General features: G+C 66.4%; 17 protein-coding genes. 8 read left to right on the plus strand and 9 right to left on the minus strand.

Annotated elements, in window-relative coordinates; translation table 11 throughout:
- Positions 1–173: 173 nt before the first annotated feature.
- The gene (acs, locus tag RVX_RS15700; RefSeq protein ID WP_007524681.1) at positions 174–2,177 is read right to left on the minus strand and encodes an acetate--CoA ligase; all 2,004 of its coding nucleotides are present in this window, start codon (positions 2,175–2,177) and stop codon (positions 174–176) included.
- A 446-nt stretch (positions 2,178–2,623) separates the two neighbouring features.
- On the opposite strand from acs, the gene RVX_RS15705 reads away from it, so the two are divergent.
- Complete coding sequence (locus RVX_RS15705; RefSeq protein ID WP_116308266.1) at positions 2,624–5,299, plus strand: bifunctional acetate--CoA ligase family protein/GNAT family N-acetyltransferase; 2,676 nt, start codon at positions 2,624–2,626, stop codon at positions 5,297–5,299.
- Positions 5,300–5,332: 33 nt separating this feature from the next.
- Here the strand turns inward: RVX_RS15705 and RVX_RS15710 are convergent, their stop codons facing one another.
- Together RVX_RS15710 and RVX_RS15715 are read right to left on the minus strand one after the other, a co-directional pair.
- Positions 5,333–6,322, minus strand: coding sequence for a hypothetical protein (locus RVX_RS15710; protein ID WP_147307553.1), 990 nt, complete (start codon positions 6,320–6,322; stop codon positions 5,333–5,335).
- A 265-nt stretch (positions 6,323–6,587) separates the two neighbouring features.
- On the minus strand, positions 6,588–8,282 hold the full coding sequence (locus tag RVX_RS15715; RefSeq protein ID WP_116308260.1) for an NADP-dependent glyceraldehyde-3-phosphate dehydrogenase: 1,695 nt from the start codon (positions 8,280–8,282) through the stop codon (positions 6,588–6,590).
- A gap of 302 nt (positions 8,283–8,584) precedes the next feature.
- Here RVX_RS15715 and RVX_RS15720 point away from each other — a divergent pair, with 302 nt between their 5' ends.
- From RVX_RS15720 to ablB, 6 genes are all read left to right on the plus strand, one after another.
- The gene (locus RVX_RS15720) at positions 8,585–9,919 is read left to right on the plus strand and encodes a LuxR C-terminal-related transcriptional regulator (RefSeq protein WP_116308259.1); all 1,335 of its coding nucleotides are present in this window, start codon (positions 8,585–8,587) and stop codon (positions 9,917–9,919) included.
- Positions 9,920–10,482: 563 nt separating this feature from the next.
- Positions 10,483–11,310, plus strand: a complete 828-nt coding sequence (locus RVX_RS15725; RefSeq protein ID WP_116308258.1) for an ABC transporter substrate-binding protein — start codon at positions 10,483–10,485, stop codon at positions 11,308–11,310.
- 169 nt (positions 11,311–11,479) lie between these two features.
- Positions 11,480–12,136, plus strand: coding sequence for an amino acid ABC transporter permease (locus tag RVX_RS15730; RefSeq protein ID WP_116308257.1), 657 nt, complete (start codon positions 11,480–11,482; stop codon positions 12,134–12,136).
- Between the two features lie 70 nt (positions 12,137–12,206).
- On the plus strand, positions 12,207–12,980 hold the full coding sequence (locus RVX_RS15735) for an amino acid ABC transporter ATP-binding protein (protein WP_116308256.1): 774 nt from the start codon (positions 12,207–12,209) through the stop codon (positions 12,978–12,980).
- A gap of 228 nt (positions 12,981–13,208) precedes the next feature.
- Positions 13,209–14,471 carry a lysine 2,3-aminomutase gene (gene ablA, locus RVX_RS15740; RefSeq protein ID WP_116308255.1) on the plus strand — a complete coding sequence of 421 codons (1,263 nt, stop codon included), beginning with the start codon at positions 13,209–13,211 and terminating at the stop codon, positions 14,469–14,471.
- Positions 14,461–15,483, plus strand: coding sequence for a putative beta-lysine N-acetyltransferase (gene ablB / locus RVX_RS15745; RefSeq protein WP_116308254.1), 1,023 nt, complete (start codon positions 14,461–14,463; stop codon positions 15,481–15,483). The genes ablA and ablB overlap by 11 nt, the downstream gene beginning before the upstream one ends.
- Before the next feature lie 188 nt (positions 15,484–15,671).
- Here the strand turns inward: ablB and RVX_RS15750 are convergent, their stop codons facing one another.
- The 6 genes from RVX_RS15750 to RVX_RS15775 all read right to left on the minus strand — a co-directional run bounded on the left by RVX_RS15750 (position 15,672) and on the right by RVX_RS15775 (position 21,352).
- Positions 15,672–16,514, minus strand: a complete 843-nt coding sequence (locus RVX_RS15750; RefSeq protein ID WP_116308253.1) for a glycosyltransferase — start codon at positions 16,512–16,514, stop codon at positions 15,672–15,674.
- Between the two features lie 118 nt (positions 16,515–16,632).
- Positions 16,633–17,352: a chemotaxis protein CheD gene (locus RVX_RS15755; RefSeq protein ID WP_230404853.1), complete on the minus strand. Its 720-nt coding sequence runs from the start codon at positions 17,350–17,352 to the stop codon at positions 16,633–16,635.
- Positions 17,353–17,548: 196 nt separating this feature from the next.
- Entirely contained in the window at positions 17,549–17,824 is a 276-nt protein-coding gene (locus RVX_RS15760) for an HU family DNA-binding protein (RefSeq protein WP_007524696.1), read from the minus strand.
- Positions 17,825–18,142: 318 nt separating this feature from the next.
- Entirely contained in the window at positions 18,143–19,204 is a 1,062-nt protein-coding gene (locus RVX_RS15765; RefSeq protein WP_116308252.1) for a metal-dependent hydrolase, read from the minus strand.
- A 533-nt stretch (positions 19,205–19,737) separates the two neighbouring features.
- Positions 19,738–20,016 carry a hypothetical protein gene (locus RVX_RS15770; RefSeq protein WP_116308251.1) on the minus strand — a complete coding sequence of 93 codons (279 nt, stop codon included), beginning with the start codon at positions 20,014–20,016 and terminating at the stop codon, positions 19,738–19,740.
- A 202-nt stretch (positions 20,017–20,218) separates the two neighbouring features.
- Positions 20,219–21,352: a YbgA family protein gene (locus RVX_RS15775; RefSeq protein ID WP_116308250.1), complete on the minus strand. Its 1,134-nt coding sequence runs from the start codon at positions 21,350–21,352 to the stop codon at positions 20,219–20,221.
- 95 nt (positions 21,353–21,447) lie between these two features.
- Here RVX_RS15775 and RVX_RS15780 point away from each other — a divergent pair, with 95 nt between their 5' ends.
- A complete protein-coding gene (locus RVX_RS15780) occupies positions 21,448–22,116 on the plus strand; it encodes an HAD family hydrolase (protein ID WP_116308249.1) in 669 nt (222 codons plus the stop codon).
- Positions 22,117–22,238 lie beyond the last annotated feature (122 nt).

Genomic DNA, 22,238 nt, shown 5'->3' on the forward strand with positions numbered 1-22,238 from the left:
CCGGTCCGCCTCCTTTGCGGGAAGGGGGGAGAGAACGTTTTGTGATGCTGAACCAAGGCCGGTTGTCCAGTGGCCGGCCACCCGCGCCGGACATCGCCGCACGTCCGGCGCGGGTGTGGTTGCCGGCGGGCAGGGCGGTCCGCCGCCAAACGGGCCGCCCTGCCTTGCTATGACTAATGTCCGGTAAGTTGCACGCGCCCCTCGATGAGATCCTGCACCACCCCCGGGTCGGCCAGGGTAGAGGTGTCGCCGAAGTCGGAACCCGCGCCCGAGGCGATCTTGCGCAGGATGCGCCGCATGATCTTGCCGCTGCGGGTCTTGGGCAGCCCTTCGGCGAACTGGATGACTTCCGGCGTGGCGATGGGGCCGATTTCCTTGCGCACCCAGGTGCGCAGGGCCGCGCGCAGTTCCTCGGTCTCTTCGGTGCCCGCCGCCAGGGTGACGTAGGCGTAGATGGCCTCGCCCTTGATGGCGTGGGGCATGCCCACCACGGCGGCCTCGGCCACCGAGGGGTGCGAAACCAGTGCCGATTCCACTTCCGCCGTGCCCATGCGGTGCCCGGAAACGTTGATGACGTCGTCCAGCCGCCCCATGACCCAGGTGTAGCCTTCCTCGTCGGTGCGCGCGCCGTCGCCCGATTCGTACATGCCGGGGAAGCGTTCAAAGTAGGTGGACTTGTACCGCTCGGGCGACCCGAACACCCCGCGCAGCATGCCGGGCCACGGCTTGCGGATGACCAGGTGCCCGCCCTCGTTGGGGCCGCAGGGGGTGCCGTCGGGCTTCACCACCGCCGCGTCCACGCCGGGCAGGGGCATGGTGGCCGAGCCGGGCTTGAGCGTGGTGGCGTAGGGCAGCGCGGAAATCATGATGCCGCCGGTCTCGGTCTGCCACCAGGTGTCCACGATGGGCAGGCGGTTATGGCCGATGTGCTCGTGGTACCACATCCACGCTTCGGGGTTGATGGGTTCGCCCACCGAACCAAGAATGCGCAGCGAGGACAGGTCGTGCTTCTGCGTCCAGTGCGCGCCTTCGCGCATCAGGGCGCGGATGACCGTGGGCGCGGTGTAGAAGATGTTGACCCGGAACTTTTCCACGATGTGCCAGAACCGGTCCGGCCCCGGCCACGAGGGCACGCCCTCGAACATCAGCGTGGTGCCGCCAAGGGCCAGCGGGCCGTACACGATGTAGCTGTGCCCGGTGATCCAGCCGATGTCGGCGGTGCACCAGTACACGTCGTCGTCATGCAGGTCGAACACCCACTGGGTGGTGTGGGCCGCGTAGGTAAGGTAGCCGCCGGTGGTGTGCACCACGCCCTTGGGCTTGCCGGTGGAACCGCTGGTGTACAGGATGAACAGCATGTCCTCGCTGTCCATCTTGGCGCACGGGCAGGCGGAATCAAGGGTGCGGTCGGCCATCACCTCGTGCCACCACAGGTCGCGGCCTTCGCGCATGGCGCAGCCCGAGTGCGCGCGGTCGACCACCACCACCTTTTCCACGCTGGGGCAGTCCTTCAGGGCCTCGTCCACGTTGACCTTGAGCGGGATGGACCGGCCCGCGCGCAGCACGGCGTCCGCCGTGACCACCACCCTGGCCTCGCAGTCCTGGATGCGGTTCTGCAGGCTGACGGCCGAGAACCCGGCGAAAACTATGGAATGCACCGCCCCGATGCGCGCGCAGGCCAGCATGGCCACGGCCAGCTCGGGAATCATGGGCATGTACAGCGCAACGCGGTCGCCCTTCTGCACGCCAAGGTTGCGCAGCACGGACGAAAACCGGCACACCTCGTCGTAGAGCATCTGGTAGGTCAGCACGCGCACGTCGTCTTCCGGCTCGCCCTGCCAGATGATGGCGGCCTTGTTGCGGCGGCCGTTGACCAGATGGCGGTCCAGGCAGTTGTACGCCACGTTCAGCTTCGCGCCCGTGAACCATTCGATGCGCGGGGCGTGCATGTCCGCGTCCATCACCTTGTCCCACGGGGTGAACCAGTCCAGCAGCTGCTTTGCCCGGTCGCCCCAGAAGCCTTCGGGGTCCTTGTCGGCGCGTTCGCGGTGGGCGAGGTATTCGTCCATGCCGTTCACGTGCGGGCGGCGGCGATCACCGGAAGGCGCGGCGGGCGGCGCGAAGTGGCGCTTTTCGTCCATCATGCTTTCGATCTTGTCGGACTTGTTCTGGCTCATGGCCGGTGCCTCCCGTTCGTTTGGCGGTATGCCGGTGTTCCGGTCTTTTCGTGGCGGCCCTGCCCGTTCTTGCGGCGGGGCGTGGCCCACGGCCCTTGTCTAGCCCCGTGCAGTGACCATGCGAAAGGGCGCGCCACCCCCTTTTCGGTGAACGGTCATCCCGCGCCGGTGAAATTGACTTTTTGCCGGTGGACGGAAAGAATGCCCTGAATGGTGCGCCCCATGAACGGCGCATGACGGCCCGTCACCGGACGGGGACGGCACGCCGGAGCGGCGCGGCGGCATGACCGCACACCGCGCGGCCCTGCTCTTTCCGCCCGCACTGCCGCCGCCAACGCGCACCGCCACGTCGCCGGGCATCCGCCCGGCGCGCCCGCACCTGCCCGCACGCGGCGGCACGACGGAAGGGGGTTCGCACGGTGTCCACGCAATCGTCCCTTGAGCAGATGTTCAAGCCCAATTCCGTGGCCGTCATCGGGGCCACGTCCACGCCGGGCGAGCCGGGCTGCATCATCATGAACAACCTGATGTCCGGCACCTTTCTGGGGCCGGTGCTGCCGGTGAACGAAACGGGCGAGGCCGTGGCGGGCATGCCTGGCCACACCGCCATCGACACCCTGCCGCTGACGCCCGACCTCGCCATCATCTGCTCCCCGCCCGAAACCATTCCCGGCTACATAGAAGAGCTGGGCAAGCGCGGCACCCGCGCCGCCGTGATCATGAGCCGGGGGTTCTTCCGCTTTGACCGCGAACGGCGCGAAGTGCAAAAGGCCGCCCTGTTGCAGGCCGCGCGGCGCTGGGGCGTGCGGGTGCTGGGGCCGAACTGCCTGGGGTTCATCACGCCATCGGTGGGGGTGAACGCCAGCCTTGCCCCGCGAGAGGCGCTGCCCGGCAAGGTGGCCTTCCTCTCGCAGTCCGACTCGCTGTTCACGTCCGTTCTGGACTGGGCCACGTCCAAGGGCATCGGCTTTTCGCACTTCATCGCCCTGGGCGACCGCTACGACGTGCACTTTCACGACGTGCTGGACTACCTGAACAGCGACGTGAACACCCGCGCCGTGCTGCTGTACATAGAGACCATCGACAGCGCCCGGCGCTTCATGTCGGCCGCGCGCGCGCTGGCCCGCAACAAGCCGGTGCTGGTGATAAAGGCGGGCCGGTCAGAGGCGGCGGCCATGGCTGCGGCCGCGCATTCCGGCATGCTGCTGGGCGCGGACGAGGTGTACGACGCCGCCTTTCGCCGGGCGGGCATGCTGCGGGTGGCCGACATCGACGCCATGTTCGACACGGTGGAAACGCTGGCCCTGGCCAAGCCCCTGAAGGGCGACCGGCTGGCCATCCTGACCAACGGCGGCAGCCCCGGCTTTCTGGCCACCGACGCCCTGTTGCAGGGGCGCGGCAAGCTGTCCGAACTTTCCGACCAGACCTGCCAGGCGCTGGACAACGAGCTGGGGCGCGACTGGTCGTACTGGAACCCGCTGATCGTGCGCAGCTCCGCCGACGGGGCCATGTACGCCAAGGCGCTACAGATATTGCTGGACGACAGGGGCGTGGACGCCGTGCTGGCGATGCACGTGCCCACCTTTTCCGTGCCCAGCGACGAGGTGGCGGGCGCGGTCATAGAAGTGGCCCGGCGCGGGCGCAAGCCGGTGCTGACAAGCTGGCTGGGCATAGACGACGCGGCGGAGGCCCGCCGCAAGTTCGCCGCCGCCGGGGTGCCCAGCCACTTCACGCCGGACAACGCGGTGCGCGCCTTCCTGAACATGGTGGAGTACCGGCGCAACCAGGACACCCTGATGGAAACGCCGCCCTCGCTGCCCGAGGCCTTCAACCCCGACGTGACGGCGGCGCGCATGGTGGTGAACGACGCGCTGGAGGCCAAGCGCATGCTGCTGACCCCGGCAGAGGCCCACGCCGTGCTCACCGCCTATGGCATACCCGTGGCCGAGACGCGCCATGTGAAGACCCCGCGCGAGGCCGTGGCCGCCGCCGCCGAGATCGGCTACCCCGTGGCGCTGAAGGTGGAATCGCCCGACGTGCCGCGCACCTCGCTGGCCGGGGGCGTTGCCCTCAATCTTTCCAGCGACGAAGAAGTGATGGACGCCGCCCTGTCCACCGCCAACAACGTGTGCGACCAGGTGCCCGGCGCGCGCATGGAAGGCTATGCCGTGCAGCGCATGTGCCGTCTGGCCGAGGCGCACGAACTGGCCGTGGAAACCGCCACCGACCCGGTGTTCGGCCCCATCATCCGCTTTGGCCAGGGCGGGTCCATGGCAGAGGTGCTGGCCGACCGCCAGACCGCCCTGCCGCCGCTAAACATGGGCCTTGCGCAGGAACTGGTGTCGCGCACGCGGGTGTACCGCCTGCTGCGCGGCAGCGGCCACAAGGCCCACGTGAATCTGGACGCCGTGCGCCTGCTGCTGTGCAAGGTGTCGCAGCTGATCATCGACATTCCCGAAATCTTCGAGATGGAGATAGACCCGCTGTTCGTGGACGGCGACGGCGTGGTGGCGCTGGATGCGCACATGCGCATTGCCTGGTCCACCACCACCGGCACGGACCAGCTGGCCATCCGCCCCTACCCGCGCGAGCTTGAGGAATGCGTGACCCTGCGCGACGGGCGGCACGTGGACCTTTTGCCCATCCGCCCGGAAGACGAGCCGGAGCACTGGGAATTCGTGGAGAGTCTATCGGCTGAAGACAAGCGGTTCCGCTTCTTCGGCAACGTGGCCAAGCTGCCCCGCGCCGAGATGGTGAAGCTGACCCAGATCGACTACGACCGCGAAATGGCATTCATCGCCAAGGGGCCGGACAACGAAGGGGTGACGCGCACGCTGGGCGTGGTGCGGGCCATGGTGAGCACCGACAACAGCGAGGCGGAATTCGCCGTGGCCGTGCGGTCCGACCTGAAACGGCAGGGCCTGGGCAAGCTGCTGATGCAGAAGATCATCCGCTACTGCAAGGCGCGCGGCACCAAGCGCATTGTGGGCGCTGCCCTTGGCGACAACAAGTCCATGGCCGAACTGGCACGGTCGGTCGGATTCATCGTCAGCAAGGACTACGACGAGGACATCTGGCAGCTGGACTTGCCGTTGGAGGATGGGAAGGGGGAAGGCGAATAACAGCCCGCCCCTGCGCCATCCTCCGTACCACGCCTACTCATCCGGATTTTCGAGTACGAAACTGTTCAAAACTGCCCTGCACAGCGGCGCGATTTTTTCAAACTCTGCTTGTATACCCCGCGCATTCTCAACGCCACCAGCGTGGCACGTCAGCTGGACGAAATTCCCGTAGGGAAAAAATTGATACTCCAACATCCGTTGCATATACGTCATCCCCGCACGTTCCATCCGGACATCTTGCATCACCCAGAAGCCTGGAATACCTTCTATAGTAAATGTTCCTGCCGAAATATATCGCGCGCCTTCCTCGAGGGCATCCTTTATTCTTCCGGATTCAACAAAGCTCTCTATTTCATGCTTTTCTGGGCTAAAACCATCTGCATTCTTGATTACAAGCGTAATCATATTCAATCCATCACCGTTTTCACTCACCCATTTCTGCACAATATGAGGCCTGTCACCGTCAAAAGCAGCCCACGATATCGGCAAATTCATCCGCAATCTTGTTCCATGAGCCTTGGCATGATCTTTTGTGTTATACGCCTGCTTGAAACCATCCACAAATTCACCCACAGGGTTTTTTGCATACTGCACGGCAAGCATATACTCCAACACGGGGCTGTATATGTTGCCATTCGCCCTACCCTTAACCTCTTCTATGAACGCTTGCGCATCGCTTCTTGAAAAGTTCCCACTGAATACAGCATCACGTATTTGCCTTTTGGCGTCGATAGACCTCGCCCTCAGCCCCTCACTCCCCCCCATGTTATCAAGCTCACTCTCGATATTCTTTTTCACCTCTGGAAATGTGACTTCAAATTCTAACGCTGCAATCTTTGCATCTTTTTGCATGTCTGGAAATTTTTCAGCCACCGCATCAAGATATGCATCTTGACTCACCAAAAAGCCATACGCCTGCGCAACCCCAATCATAGATTTTTTTGTAACGCTCAATGCTGCTGCATCATGCACCGACAGTAAGCAAAACAGTCCGGCAACAATACCGCATGCTATTCTATACATTTCATCACACCCCTGTGTCATTGCACAGAATAAAAACATATCGCCTAAAATCACCAAAACACCACAAAAACCACCATCAACAAAACTTCAACACATCCACACAGCTATCCAAACACAACCATAGTGCACACAACTATAGTGGCCATTCCCCCTTTCTTTAATCGCTCACCACCATCGACAAACCTTTATACCATAATATTTTCAAGAGAAACAGAAAAGTCCGCCGAAATCAGCGGACTTTTCTGTTTCTGCAGCTTCTCTTGCCTTACAGTATAAAATCGTTCGATAAAAAGTTCGACCGCCTGTCCCGGATGATGCTGGTCAGAATCTCCTTGTTGGCGTCGCTGCCCTTGGCCGCCACCAGCGTGCGGATGGAGAAGCAGCGCAGCGCATCGCTGACCGAAAGGGTGCCCTCGGCGGAATCCTTGCGGCCGGTAAAGGGAAAGGTGTCCGGCCCGCGCTGGCACTGGCTGTTGATGTTCACCCGGCACACCTGGTTGACCATGGGGTCGATCAGCCGGGCCACGTCGTCCGGGTCGTTGCCGAAAATGCTCAGCTGCTGCCCGTACTGCGACCCCACCACGTAGCGCACCGGCGTTTCTATGTCCGTGAAGGGGATGACGGGTATCACCGGGCCAAACTGCTCCTCGTGGTACACGCGCATCTGCGGCGTGGCCGGGCAGACCACCGTGGGGTGGTACAGGGTTTCGGCGTGGGTGCCGCCGCCGCTGTTGGCCACCTTGCCGCCGTGGGCGGCGGCGTCCCGCACCAGGTCGTCCAGATAGGCCGACTTGCCGGGCACCGGCAGCGGGGTGATGCGCACCCCCTCGTCCCACGGCATGCCGATGCGCAGCTTGCGGATGCCCTCGTCCATGCGGGCCAGAAACTCCTCCAGCCGTTTTTCATGCACGAACAGCATCTTCAGCGCGGTGCAGCGCTGCCCGTTGAACGAGAACGAGCCTTGCAGCGCCTCGGCCACGGTCAGGTCCATGTCCGCGCAGTCCAGCACGATGCCCGCGTTCTTGGCGTCCAGCCCCAGCACGCAGCGCAGCCGGTGCGGGTGCGGGTGGGCAAGGCGCAGCGCGTCCGCCGCCGTGCTGGACCCGATGAACGCCAGCACGTTGATGCGGCCCGACGCCATGATGGGCTTCACGATGCGCCGGTCGCCATGCAGGATGTTCACCACCCCGGCGGGAAAGGCGTCGCGGAAGGCTTCCATCAGCGGCGAATACAGCAGCCGCCCCAGGCGCGGCGTTTTCACGATGACCGGGTTGCCCATGATCAGCGCGGGCATCAGCGTGCAGAAGGTTTCGTTCAGCGGGTAGTTGTACGGCCCCATGCACAGCACCGGCCCCAACGGCGCGCGGCGTATCTGCGCGTAGATGCCTTTCTCGATGACGAAGCGCGACGAGGCGCGGTCCAGATCCTTCAGCGCGTCGATGGTGTCGCGCAGGTACTCCATGGTGCGGTCGAATTCGCCGCTGGCGTCCTGCCACGACTTGCAGATTTCCCACATCATGATGCGCACCACCTCGGTGCGCCGCGCCGCCATGCGCCGGGCAAAATCCTCCACGTGGCGGATGCGCTCGGCCACGCCCATGGTGGGCCATGCGCCCATGCCGTCGGCCCAGGCGCGGTCGGCGGCGTCCACGGCGCGCAGGGAGGCGGCCTCGTCAAGGATGGGGCAGCGGCCCAGCAGGCGCGGGGTGAAGCCGCCCGTGCCGCCAGTCCCGTCAATCTCGCCGATGGGCGAGAACACCTGCTGCATCTCGCCGGGCCATTCCTCCAGCTTGCCGCCGATGAGGCAGGTGCGCTGCTCTATGGGCGCAAAGGCGTGGGCGGCTTCCGGCAGGGGCTGCCCGGCCACGGGAAACAGCGCGCGCAGGCTTTCGGGGGTATGGACGGCGGCAGGGCTGGCGGCAGAAGAGCCCGCGGTTGAGACGGTCGGCTGGGACGACATGCGAAACTCCTTCATCCGGCGGCGGGCCGGGCTGCGGGGCGGCGAACGGTGTGGAAGCGGCCATGGAGGCCATGCGCTGCCAACATAGCAGGCTTGCGCACCGATGGCAGCAGGGAAGGCGGGCGGGCGATGAGAATGAGGAAGAAGGAAACAGAGCGCGGGGCAGGCATCAGCAGCCCCCGCCCCACAAGCAACACACCGCAATGCCATAACAATATCTGTTTTGAAGCAATACAGCCACGCAACGCCACCGCATCATCGCAACTTGCAAAACTTCACATCCGGTAGTACCACACTGCACAATGCACAGCACTACCCGAAAATCTCCATCCACGTCGCGCCATATAGCCCCTGCCACGCCTGGGCATGTCGTCGATGCATGGAAAGACCTTATCCTGTTCACCGATGCGCGCGGCATCATCATGGAAGTACGCGGGCATCCCATTGCCTGCGCGGGCAGCACGCCTCGTCCCGGCCAGTCGTTCTGGAAGGCCCTGGGACTTGGCGGCCGCTCGACGGACGACGCCCTGCGCCGCTACCCCCCGTTGTCCATCCACGAAATCCACCGCGCCGGGCGCACCTTTCTGCTGCGCATCATGCCCCTGCCCCCGGCCATCGCCCCCCGGGGCGGGCTGGTGGTCGTGGCCACGGACAACCACTCCATGCACGCGCTCTACCGGCGCTACGAACAGCGCCTGCACGACCACATCTCGGCCTGGGCTGATTCGGTCACCCTGTTCAACGCGCTGTTCGACACCGCCAAGGACGCCACCTTCCTGATGAACGAGGCGGGCGTGATCATTGCCGCCAACCCGGCCGCCCTGCGCAGGCACGCCGGGGACACGCCAACAGGACCCGCAGGGCCAGACGGACCAGCACCAACCAGACCAGCCGGATCAGCCAGACCAGACGAAACAGACGGGGCGGAATTCGCGGGCACCGCCGTGGACGCGTTGCTGGCGCGGCGGGCACGCCCCATGGTGCGCAAGGCCATGCGCGCGTTGCGTCCCAACGGGCAGTGGACACGCACGCTTGCCGCCCGCGACGCCGAAGGCGCCACCTTTCCGGCAGAGGCCACCCTGCGCCGCATCGCCTTTCAGGGCGGCAGCCTGTTCCAGCTTATCCTGCACGACCTGTCCGAACGCGTGGAATTGCAGGATTCGCTGCGCGACCGCATGGCCGAGGTAAAGGAAATGAATATCGCCCTGCGCCAGGTCTTGCGGTCCGTGGAAGAAGAACGGCAGGAAATGCTGCGCACCCTGCACACCCGCATGAAGCGGCGCATGCTGCCCGCGCTGGACAAGATTGCCCGCGCCGAAACCGCAGAGGTACGCGAAGGCTACCGCAACCTGCTCGCCGAACAACTGGCGGGGATGGTGGGCGAGCCGGACGGGTCAAATGGACCGGGCGGGGCGGACGGCGGAAACGACCCCGCACTGCTGGGCCTGACCCCGCGCGAACTGGAAGTGTGCCGCCTGATCCAGCTTGGCCGCAGCGGGAAGGAAATAGCCGACCTGCTGGGCATCTCGTTCGAAACAGCCCAGACCCACCGCAAGAACATCCGCAAAAAGCTGGGACTGCGCGGCAGCACCACGTCGCTGCAAACCCACTTGCAACAGGGGCCGTCGCTGCTTTGAGGCCGGGTCCCTCACGCCGCTGCCCCTCCCTTACCTGGCGTCTGTTGCGCCCGCCCCGACTGGCCAGACTGACCAAACCGGCAAGACTGGCAAGACTGACAAAGCGGGCACGCCCACCAGGACCGGTGCGCCCGCTGCGCCACACCCCGCCCGCCCTGTCCCGCCTGTCCCGCTCCGGCCCACGCCCCTTCCCCGTCCGCTCCGTCCGGCTAAATCCCCCCGGCCTTCCGTCGCACATGCCCCCGCAGCAGCGAAAGCACCCTCCCCATCGGGTACGCCGCCATACCCGACACGTAACCCATATCCCCCTCTTGCCCATCATGTCGCACCATGCCAGCATTGCGACATGATGCGACACTGTTCTCCATTCACGCCGCAGCACTCAGAAAAAATTCCCACAAATACGCACGCTGCAACCAAGCATCGGTGACCATCCGGCAAACGTGCGTCGCGGCTATGCAGTCCATGCCATCGTCATTACCACGCCATCAATGCGGCACTGCGTGCATCACACACGCCATTTCCGCTCCAACCATCCAATCACCATCAACAAAGGAGCATTCATGAACATTCCCACCCAGGCGGCGCTCCTGCGGCCCGGCCCATCGCCGCTGCCGCGACTGTTCTCCCTGATCTCGCTGCTGGCCCTGCTGGTGCTGGCCCTCACGGCCTGTTCCAGCCCCCCGCCCACCGGGCTGGAACGGGTAAAAAAGGCAGGAAAGATCAGCTTCGCCATGAGCGGCGGCTATCCGCCCTTCAACTTCTACGACACCACCAACACCCTTACCGGCTTCGACGTGGACGTGGCCGCCGAGGTGGCCAAACGCCTTGGCGTCACCTCGGCCCCGGTCACCACGGATTGGAGCGGCATCATCGAGGGGCTGCGCTCCGGCGCGTACGACGGCATTCTGGGCAGCATGGCCGTGACGGCAGAGCGCGGCAAGGTCGTCGATTTCTCCACGCCCTACTACTACTCGGGCGCGCAACTCATGGTGCGCAAGGGCGCGCCGTTCGCCACGCCCGCCGGCCTTGCTGGCAAGACCATCGGGGTGGTCACCGGCACCACCTTCGCCGACGACGCCAAGGCCCTCGGCGCGGGTGAGGTGCGCCTGTACAAGGACGACAACCAGACCCTGATGGAACTTTCCACCGGCGTGGTGGACGGGGTGATCACCGACCGCGTGGTGGGCGTCACCGCCATGCAGGGCGGCAAGTTCGACGTGGTGGCGCTGGGTTCGCCGCTGCGCAGCGAGGACATCGCCGTGGCCTTCCGCAAGGGCGACGACACCCTGCGGGCAGAAGTGGACCGCATCCTTGCCGCCATGCACGCCGATGGAACCCTGACGAAGCTCAGCGAAAAATGGCTGCACAGCGACATCACCAAACGGTAGGCCGGGCGGAGCGCGCGCGCCGTGGCGTCCGACGGGACGGTCGGCCCCATGACCATCACCATGGCTGGCGTCACCCCCGGCGCGACGCCGCGGCCCGCGTTCCCCGCCCCGCTCGCCCCATCCCCACCATCCCTGATGCCGCAACCGCCGGATACGGGAGGCAGGAACCATGAACTTCGACCTGAACGCAGTGGCCCATTACCTGCCCTACTTCCTGCCCGCCGCGTGGATGACCATCGAAATCACCGTGCTGGGCATCCTGCTGGGCACGGCACTGGGGCTGGCCGCCGCACTGCTGCGCCTGTCCGGCCGGTGGTGGCTGCAACTGCCCATGCGCGCCTACATCTACCTTATCCGGGGCACGCCGCTGCTGCTGCAACTGCTGTTCATCTACTTCGGCCTGCGCGGACTGGCGGGCTTCAGCGCGCTGACCTCTGCCGTGCTGGCGCTGGGCATCCATAACGGGGCTTACGTGGCCGAAATCTTCCGGGGGTCCATAATCTCCATTGCCGCCGGGCAGATGGAGGCCGCCCGCAGCCTGGGCATGACCCGGCACCGGGCCATGGTGCGCATCGTGCTGCCGCAGGCGCTGCGGCGGGCCATTCCCGCGCTGGGCAACCAGTTCATCATTGCCCTCAAGGATTCGTCGCTGGCCAGCACCATCACCATCAACGAACTCTTGCTGAAGGCGCAACAGCTGGCCTCGTCCAACTTCCTGATGATGGAAATGCTGGCCGTGGCCGCCATGTTCTACCTGTTCTACACTGCCCTGTTCAGCTGGCTGCTGGGCAGGCTGGAGGCGCGTCTTGGCGTGTCCGGGGCCTGAGGCGGCATCCGGCGATGCCGCATCCGCCCCCCTCGCACACGACACGGCGCAGGCCCCGAAAGGAGGCACCATGAACGATACCGCCACATCAGACCCATCGAGCATAACCGGCACAACGCCCGTCATCGACATTCAGGGGCTGCACAAGTGGTTCGGCGACACCCACGTACTGCGCGGCGTGGACCTGCAGGTCATGCCGTCCGACGTGGTGGTGCTGATCGGCGCCAGCGGCTCCGGCAAAAGCACCCTGCTGCGCTGCGTGAACCGCCTGGAAACCCATGACGAAGGCGATATCCGCATCTCGGGCGAACCCGTGCGCGGCGACGAACGCTACATCAACGCCCTGCGTGCCCGCGTGGGCATGGTGTTCCAGCACTTTCACCTGTTCCCGCACATGACCGCACTTGGCAACGTCATGGAGGGTCCAACCCAGGTGCGCGGCATGCCCCCGGCACAGGCCACCGACATGGCGCTGGGACTACTGGACCGCGTGGGGCTGGCCGACAAGGCCGACGCCTATCCCGCAACCCTTTCCGGCGGGCAGAAGCAGCGCGTGGCCATTGCCCGCGCGCTGGCCATGCAGCCCGAGGTGATGCTGTTCGACGAACCCACATCGGCCCTGGACCCGGAACTGGTGGGCGAGGTGCTGGCCGTCATGCGCGGGCTGGCCGACGAAGGCACCACCATGATGGTGGTGACCCACGAAATGGGCTTCGCGCGGGAGGTGGCGGACGTTGTTGCCTACATGGACGAAGGGGCCATCGTGGAGATGGGGCCGCCCGAGCAGATATTCGACGAACCCGCCATGGAACGCACCCGCCGCTTTCTGGGGCAGATCCTTTAGCTGGCCCTTTTAGCACCCGGCCTTGCACCCGGCCCGCCCGTCACGCCCCGGCCCGGCCCCATGCATCGGGCGCATCCGCAGCAGGCCATGGACTCACGTACTCCGGGCGGGGCACATCGGGCGCATCCGGCTCATTCACCCCTGGCAAAGGAGGCTTCCTTGAACATACCCGCGTTACACCACCACCCCGGCACTCTGCGAACCGCCCCGGCGACCCAGCTTGCCGACATGACCGACGACCCGCGCTGGCACGACTGGCGCTGGCACATCCGCAACGCCGTGCGCAACGTGGCCGATTTCGAGCGCGCTCTGGGCATACGCTTCACGCCCGAGCAGCGGCAGTTGCACCAACGCACGCTGGAACGCTTTCCCATGTCGGTGACGCCCTACTACCTGTCGCTCATCGACACGGAACACCACGCAACCGACCCGGTGTTCCTGCAATCCTTCCCCTCGTCCGGCGAGCTGGTGGTGGGGCCCCACGACATGGCCGACCCCTTGCACGAGGACAGCGACAGTCCGGCACCCGGCATCACCCACCGCTACCCGGACCGGGTGCTGTTCCACGTCAGCAACACCTGCTCCATGTACTGCCGCCACTGCACCCGCAAACGCAAGGTGGGCGACGTGGACTCCATTCCCTCGCGCGGCGACCTGGAACAGGGGCTGGAGTACATCCGCAACACCCCGCAGGTGCGCGACGTGCTGCTGTCCGGCGGCGACCCGCTGATGCTGTCCGACGACATGCTCGACTGGCTGCTGACCGAAGTGGAATCCATCGACCATGTGGAGGTGGTGCGCATCGGCACCCGCATGCCGGTGGTGCTACCCTTCCGCATCACCAGCGACCTCGTGGACATGCTGCGCACCCATCACCCGTTGTGGCTGAACACCCACTTCAATCACCCGCGAGAAATCACCCCCGACGCCAGCCGCGCCCTGCGCCGCCTGGCCGACGCGGGCATCCCGCTCGGCAACCAGACCGTGCTGCTGGCCGGGGTGAACGACTGCCCCCGGATTATCCGCGCCCTGAACCTGAAGCTGGTGCGCAACCGGGTGCGCCCCTACTACCTGTACCAGTGCGACCTTTCCGAAGGGCTGGCCCATTTCCGCACCCCGGTGGGCAAGGGCATAGAGATCATGGAAAGCCTGCGCGGCCATTGCAGCGGCTTTTCCGTGCCCACCTACGTTGTGGACGCCCCCGGCGGGGGCGGCAAGATACCGGTCATGCCCAACTACGTGGTGGCCTGGGGCGCGGGCAAGGTGGTGCTGCGCAACTACGAAGGGGTCATCACCACCTATCACGAACCGGACGACTACACCCCGACCCGCTGTGACCTGCGGTGCGGCGACTGCGCCCTGCAACTGCACGCCGGGGACGTGCCCGGTCATGCCGTAGGCGTGGAAAAGCTGCTCTCCGACTGGGACGACACCCGCAGCCTGACCCCGTCCGACAACGAACGCATGGAGCGCAGGCGTGATGCATCGTGATGCGGCGGATTCCGTCCGGGCACACCCGGACAGAGCGGCACCGGACACGGCTGTTCCGGACAGGGCGCGGCCCGACGAGGTGATCCGCCACGGGCGCTCGCTGCTCCAGCACGGGCCGCTCAATGACCGGGTCTATCTGATGCAACTGGATGAGTCCGACCTCTCCGGCATGGCCTGCGTCATCGACCGGATGGAGGAACTGGCGGCACGCCACGGCTACACCCGGCTGTTCGCGCGGGTTCCGGAGCACGCGGCGCATCGTTTTCTGGAGCGAGGCTTTGCCGTGGAGGCCTACGTGCCGGGAATGTGCCGTGGGCGTACGGCCGGATGCTTCATGGGACGACACCTGTGGGACGCGCGTGCCGTGCCGCGCCGCCCCGGACTGCTGTGCGAGGTGCTGGCCCTGGCCAATGCCAAGAGAGCCGGGCTGGAACAAGGCGCGGCTTGCGCCCGGCACGGCGGTACGCCTTCCGACGCCGCCAGCGGAACGCCGGGGACGCAGCCGGACACGTGGCGGGTGGTCGAATTGGGTCCGAACCACGCCCCCGCGCTGGCCCGCCTGTACGCGGGCACCTTCGCCACCTATCCCTTTCCCGTACACGACCCGGCGTACCTTGCCCGATCCATGGCCGAAGGGGTGCTGTTCCACGGCATTGCGGACGACGGTGCCCTGCCCGGGCATGATTGCGGACCGACCGGAGGGGGCGATCTGCTGGCCGCCGCCTCGGCGGAGGTGGACATGGCGTGGCGCTGCGCCGAGATGACCGACTTTGCCACCCGGCCCGAGACGCGCGGACGGGGAGCCGCCCTGCGCCTGTTGCGGCACATGGAAGAGCGGGTACGCCGCATGGACATCCTTACCGCCTACACCATCGCCCGTGCCGAAAGCCACGCCATGAACGTGGTGTTCGCGCGGGCGGGGTACACCCTGGCGGGCACCCTGCACAACAACACCAACATCGGCGGCGGGCTGGAAAGCATGAACGTGTGGTACCGGCACCTGCCCGAATGACGGCAAGTTCGGGCAGGACGGCGAGACGCCAGGGGGGGACGTTTGAAGATGCAACCTGACGCCGGGGCGTGCGGCCAGGCACCGGGACGGGCAGCCTGAAATCGGGGGAATCGCCTGACCTGCCGGGCGACGACTTCGTGCCTGGTCGGCATGATGCGGCTCCGCGCGTGCAGGTCCCCTGTGGGATGCTACCCCGCCGCCTCCCACGCGGCGGCCAGTTCGCGCTCTTCCGGGGTCAGCAGTTCCAGCCAGCGGCGGCGGAATTCCATGTAGTGGTTGATGCGCAGGTCCTTCCACAGCGCCGGCCTGGTGTCCCACGGCTTCGGCCCGTGAAAGTGCACGATGCGCGCCCGCTCCAGCGCGTCGGCCCGGTAGGGCGGACAGTTCCACGAAGGGTCCAGCTTGGTCATGCGCTTGCCGAAGAAGTAGTTCAGCAGCGACTGGTCCAGGTTGCCGATGCGGTGCAGGTTCTGCACGCAGAAGGCCAGAAAGTTGTGCACGTGGTCGTGCTTGCGCAGCCGGGCAAGGTTGAACACCACCACCCCACTGCTGAAGGTCCAGATGGGAAACGGCAGCGGCACCACGTAGCGGCGGCCGCGCCATTCGTAGTCCAACTGCTCGTGGGCGTGGTGGAAGGGGGCGGTGGCCTCGCGTGCCATGGCCATGTATGGCGGGCGGATGTGCTCCGCGCCGTCGGCATCGCCCAGAATGGGCTGATGGAAGTAGACGTCGGAATCGCAGTACAGCACGTACTCGTCGTCGGCCAGTTCCGGCAGCAGGGCCAGTTCCAGCTTCAGAAACGCGCCGATGCAGCGGTGGAATTCGCGCGGGGCGTTATGCACGCCGATGACCGGGGTGTGCCGCACAAGCTGCACACCCTCCGCCAGCACCCCGTCCATGACCGCCGGGCTGGCACCGCCGTACACGCACACGCAGCGCGCGTCGGCGTGCAGACGCCGCAGCGAACGCACGGCGGCACGCATCATCAGCAGATAGCGGGGGTTGTCGTCGATGCAGAAGACGATCTTCATGCGGCGGAGCGTCCGGCGTGCGGGTGCATGGGGATGGGGTTCCTGCCCCGCTCGTAGCCCATTTCCGGTGGCAAGGCCAGCGTGCGCGGGCGCGCGGCCAAATGGCGCCCCGGCGGCATCAGCCGGACTGGCCGCCCCGCTCGCCCGAGCCGCCCGATTCGCCAACCCCGAAGGGGTCGGTCCACGGGTCCGGCTGGGCGTCATACGACCACGCCGACGGTTCTGGCCTGGCTCCCCTGCCGTTGCGCCCCGCGCCCCGTGCCTGTTCGGCCAGGCTGCGGCGCAGCAGCTTCACCCACACCTCGCCGGTGCCCGCGTGGAACAGCAGCTTGCGGCCGCGCTCGCCCATCACGTGCTCGCTGGACAATACCAGCCCCTTGGTGCGCAGCAACTCGCGGGCAACCTGCACGTTGCGGCCGCCCACGTCCACCAGCGAACGCACCTGCGACTTTTCCTCGGTGTTCATGCTGAACGCGCCGCCAAACAGCTTGGTCTCTATCTCGATGATGGGCACGCCCTTGCGGGTGAAGTGGCCAAGCACCGCCTCCACGGCGGTATCCACGTACTTGCAGGGATTGCAGTCGTAGTCGCGGCTGCCTTCGGCCGTGGGCAGCATGGCGTGAAAGATGCCCGCAAGGCCGCTGGGCCGGTGAAAGAACGTGACGGACACGCACGAGCCGAGCACCGTGGCGATGATGGCCGGACGCCGCGCCACGATGCCCTCGCCGATGCGCAGGTGCAGATGGCGCAGCCGTTCCTCCGCCAGTTCGCGCGGCATGACGGCCGGTATGGGGCATGCCCCGCGCCCGTAGAGTGTGTCGTCCGTGCCCTCGTCCATCTCTCCCCCCTGTGCCGCCACGCGGGCGGCACGCATCCCGATACGTCATGAATGTCCTGGCCCCGTCCGGCCCCAAACCAAACGCGAGCGCTCGCGCGGCCAGCCCCCCGACCGGCAGCGCAACCGCCCGCGGCGGCGCACCACGCGCCGCCCAACCATCACACGGAAACGCGATGAAGCCCGGAAACCCTGTCCGTTACGGGTTCAGGATGTCCTTCAGTTCCTTCCCGGCACGGAACACGGGCAGCCGCTTGGGCGGCACCGCCACGGAATCGCCGGTCTTGGGGTTGCGGCCCTTGTAGCCCCGGTACCCCTTGATCTTGAACGAACCGAAGCCGCGTATCTCCACGCGGTCCCCTTCCAGCAACGCGTCGCGCACGCAGTCGAAGAAGGTGTTCACCACCGTGGTGGCGTCCTCTACAGGCAGTTCATGCTCTTCGGCAAGCGCTCGTACCAGTTCGCTCTTGTTCACGTGGACCTCCGTCGGACATGGCATTCCTGGGCCGTGCGGGGCATGTCGTGTGCTGCGGAGCCTCCACCGCGCCCCGGAACCCCGATGCGACGACACCGTGTGCGAAACATGATTTCTGCCGGTATGTTGTGCGCATGCCCGACACTCTGCCGCCATGCCTTTCCGGCACTGCGGAAAAGGGACACGCCGATCGTCGCGGCCTTTGCCGCAGCAGCGTCAGCGCCCTTTTCCCCAATATTCCATTAATATCGTCTCCACCACGGCGTGACAAGGGGGGTAGGCGTATTTCATCGGCAGGTGCGCAACGTCATGCCGCGCCTACCGCACCACCGGCACCCAGCCGCCCTCCGCGCCAGGCCCGCCAGCGCTGCGCCCCTGCACGAAGCGGAAGCCCTCCAGTTGCCCGTCGGCCGAAAGGCGGGCGAACAGCTGAAAGGGCACGCCCTCGCCGCGCAGCATGCGCATGAAGGGCACCGTGGAGGCAAAGCGCAGGTCGCGGTAGGCCACCACGGGCGCGCCGTTCTCCTGCCGGGTTTCCTGGGTCATGAACATGGCGAAGCGGCCGTAGACGCGGAACAGCTCCTCTGCCTCGGAAAGGCGGCGGTACAGCACCGGGTCCGCCTTCTCGAACAGCTCGAAGGCCAGCGGGGCATCGGGGTGCAGCAACTGATAGCGGGCCATGCCGTAACGGCGGCCATCGTCGGTCACCACCTTCCAGTTGAACGGGGCCAGCGCCTCGGGGATCACCGCGACGGACTGCGGGGGCATGGGCTGGGCGGCCAGCCGGGCGGCCACGGTATCGTGCACGTGGCGCTGCACGGCCAGCGACGCGCCGGGCCACAGCAGCGTCCAGGCAAGGCCCGCCGCCGCGAAGGCGCGCCGGTGCGTCCGGCCCATGGCCGCCACGATGAACGCCAGCATGGCGATGGTCATCACCGGGTCGATGATGAACACGGCGGGCAGCGCCACCCGGTAGTCCGAAAAGGGCAGGAACACCTGCGTGCCGTAGGTGGTGATGCAATCCAGAAAGATGTGCAGCAGTATCAACGCATAGGCGGCCAGGGCGTACCGGGCATAGCCCCACGCATGCACGCCGCCGGGCGGGCCGGAACCGGCTTCTGGCGGGCCTTGGGGCGCGCGCCGCAGCAGCGGCAGGAACAACAGCGCCATCAGCAGGGCCATGCCAGCTCCGCCCAGGAAGGAATGGGTGATGCCGCGGTGCACCGTAAGGTAGGCCAGCGGCGTGGAGCCGAAGAACACGTCCACGTCGGGCAGCACCGCGCAGATCAGGGCAAAGGGCATGAACCAGCGGCTGCGCCGGGTTCCGGGCAGGGTCATGGCGACAAGCGCGCCGCTGGCGAGATGGGTTACCGGGTCCATGGGGCGACCTCCGTGGGAATCGTAGGGGATGCGTGCGTGGCGCGCGGGCGCGGATGGAACGGACGGAACGGAGAGGGGAAAGAGGCGGCGCGGGCGCGGCGGGATGGCAGATGCACGAACCGGGACGGACGAGGGTGAACGGGAACGAACGGGCTCGGGACGCACTACGCCGGGCAGCCGCCCGCAGGGCGGGCCGGAACGCACCGGCGGCAACCGGACAGGGTCTTGCCCCGGATATATCGTCATCGGGACGGCGGATGGCAAGATGGGGAGGCGGGACCGGATGGGGCACGGGGGTCGCGCGGCATGGCGGGCGATGCGGGGGACGGAGGAACCCGGGGCGATGGGAGTCGATGCGGGAGGAAGCGGAGAATTGGGGCCGTGGCGGGGCCGCCCTGCCCGTATCCGCCTGGCGGTCGCCATCGGGCGCGGCGTCTTTCGGAACGGCGAAGCGGACGGGCGGCCTGGCAACCCGTCCGCTCATCGTCGCAATGTGCGCGGTACGCCACGGCGTCCGCCGCCATGGCCACCCGTCAGGATTCGGTGTGCTCGCGGTTGCGGCTGCTTTCCTGCCGCACGAATTCCCGGACCAGGTCGCGCACCTCAAGCAGCAGGTAGAGCGGTCCGAAAGAGATGACCACCCCCGACAACCCGACGAACAGCAACGAAAAGAACGGAAGGTACGCGAATCCTTCGCCCTTCTTGTCCAGTATTCCGGCGCCCACAGCGAACGCCACCGCCCCGATCAACCCCAGCACGAAGCCCACGTCGAGCAGTTTCGGAAATATTTTCATCAACCAGCGTCTGATCATGCGTGCCTCCTCACGGTTTGGGGGCACCATAACCGCCCTGCACATACGTGTCGACGCATAGGGGCGACGTGCCGCTTCGTGCGGGACGCATCCATGCAGCACTGCGCATCCAAAGAAATATTACCTATTATTCCAAAGCGTAAAGGCACTACACACAGCATCGCCCGGCTTCACACACCAGCCGGGCCAGGTGCGAAAGCGCTCACGCATGGTTGCGCAGCTTCAGCTCCACCGGGTGCGGGTTCAGGTAGAACTGCCCGGCCAGGTACGGTTCGCCGTACTTGCGCACGTAGTGGTTCAGCAGGGTCACCGGCACCACCAGCGGCACCTGCAACTTGCGGTAGCGCTGGATGACCTCCAGCATTTCCAGCTTTTCGTCCGGCGTCAGCACCCGCTTGAAATAGCCCATGCAGTGTTGCAGCACGTTGGCGTGCTTGGCCGTGGTGGCGGGCAGGCGCAGCCCGTCCATGAGCCCGGTCAGGTAGTCGCGGGCCAGGTCTTCGGGCGCGTGGGCGGCCGCATGGGCCACCAGCCTGCCCAGCGAGCGGTAGTGCTCCACCGAGTGCGACATGAGCAGCAGCTTGTGCCGGGTATGAAAGTCCACCAGCCCGCCGCGCGTCATCCCGGCCTCGGCCAGCGCACGCCAGCGGCGCATGACGAACAGCCGCTCGATGAAGTTCTCGCGCAGACGCGGGTCGTTCAGGCGGCCTTCCTCTTCCGTTGGCAGCAGGGGAAAGCGGTCCATGAACGCCCGGGCAAAGAGACCCACGCCCTTTTCCTGCGGCGGGCCCAGATTGATGCGGCCCGCGCCTTCCGGAACGTCGCGGGGGTCGTGGTCGGCGTACACCTTCACCCGCTCCATGCCGCTGGAGGGCGAGGCCCGCTTGAAGATGAACCCGTCCAGCCGCTCGGCGGCCAGTTGTTCCACCCGGCGCAGGGCAAAGGCGCACATGCGCTCCGTCCAGTCCTCGTAGCCCTTCACCGTGACCAGCCGGGGGTTGGCCGGGTCGCCCACCAGCCGCAACGCCTCGCGCGGGATGGGCATGCCGCATTCCACCTCTGGGCACACGGGCACGAAGTCCATGTACTGGCCCAGGGTGCCGGTGATGTACGGGTCATGCTTGTGCCCGCCGTCGAAGCGAACCTTGTTGCCCAAAAGGCACGAACTGATGCCCACCCGCAGCCGGTCGTCGGAACCGGAGAGGGGAAGTTGGCCCGCATCGTGCGACAGCCCGGAATGCCCGGCCGGTGTCGGCCGCGAGGATTCTTCCATTGCGCTTTGCCTCCGCGTGGTTATCCTGAACGGGTTGCCGCCCGCGCCCCATCCGCTCCCCATCCGGCCCCATCCGGGAGCCCGGCGGCTTGCAGAAACGGGGAACATCACCGCGCCGCATGTCGGCAGCGAGGCCCCGCAGACACCAAGGATAGCCCATGACACACTCGCGCGGCAATGCCGCCCCCATCATCGACGTCATCTTCTTCGACTTCAGCGGCGTGCTGGCCGAGGAAGGATTCATCGAGGGCCTGAGGGCCCTCGGCCGGGCCCAGGGCCTGGACCCCGAAGCCACCATGCGCACGGCCACCGACCTGTGCTACGCCACCGGCTACGTCAACGGCCGCACCGACGAGGCCGCGTGGTGGAACGCGGTGCGCGCGGCCACCGGCATGACCGGCAGCGACGCCGCCCTGCGCGCCGAAATCATGACCCGCTTCACCGTGCGGCCGGACATGCTGCGCGCCGCCGACGCGGTGCGCGCCGCCGGGCTGCGCACGGCCATCCTCAGCGACCACACCAACTGGCTGGAGGAAATCGACGCGGCGCACGGCGTGTACCGCCACTTCGACCGGGTGTTCAATTCGTTCCGCGAGGGGCTGAACAAGCGCGACCCCGGCTTCTTCACCCACGCCGCGACCATCATGGGCGTGGACCCCGCGCGCGCGGCGTTCTTCGACGACAACGCCGGGCACATCGGCCGGGCCACGGCGCTGGGCATCCACGCCCGGCTGTTCACCGACCGGGCAGCCTTCCGCGCCGACCTGGCCGCGCTGGCCCCGCAGGTGAACCTGCCGGAAGGCTGGCCAGACGGCTGGCCGGAATAGCGCCGCCGACCACACCGGACGGTGCCCGACTATACCCGACCGTGTTCCGTCACCCGGCCATCATCATTCCGCCACGCGCAGGCCCCATGCTGCGCGTGGCGGCCTTTTTCTCCTCGCGAAGG

The sequence above is a fragment of the Nitratidesulfovibrio sp. HK-II genome (assembly GCF_003402415.2).
Lineage (GTDB): Bacteria > Desulfobacterota > Desulfovibrionia > Desulfovibrionales > Desulfovibrionaceae > Cupidesulfovibrio.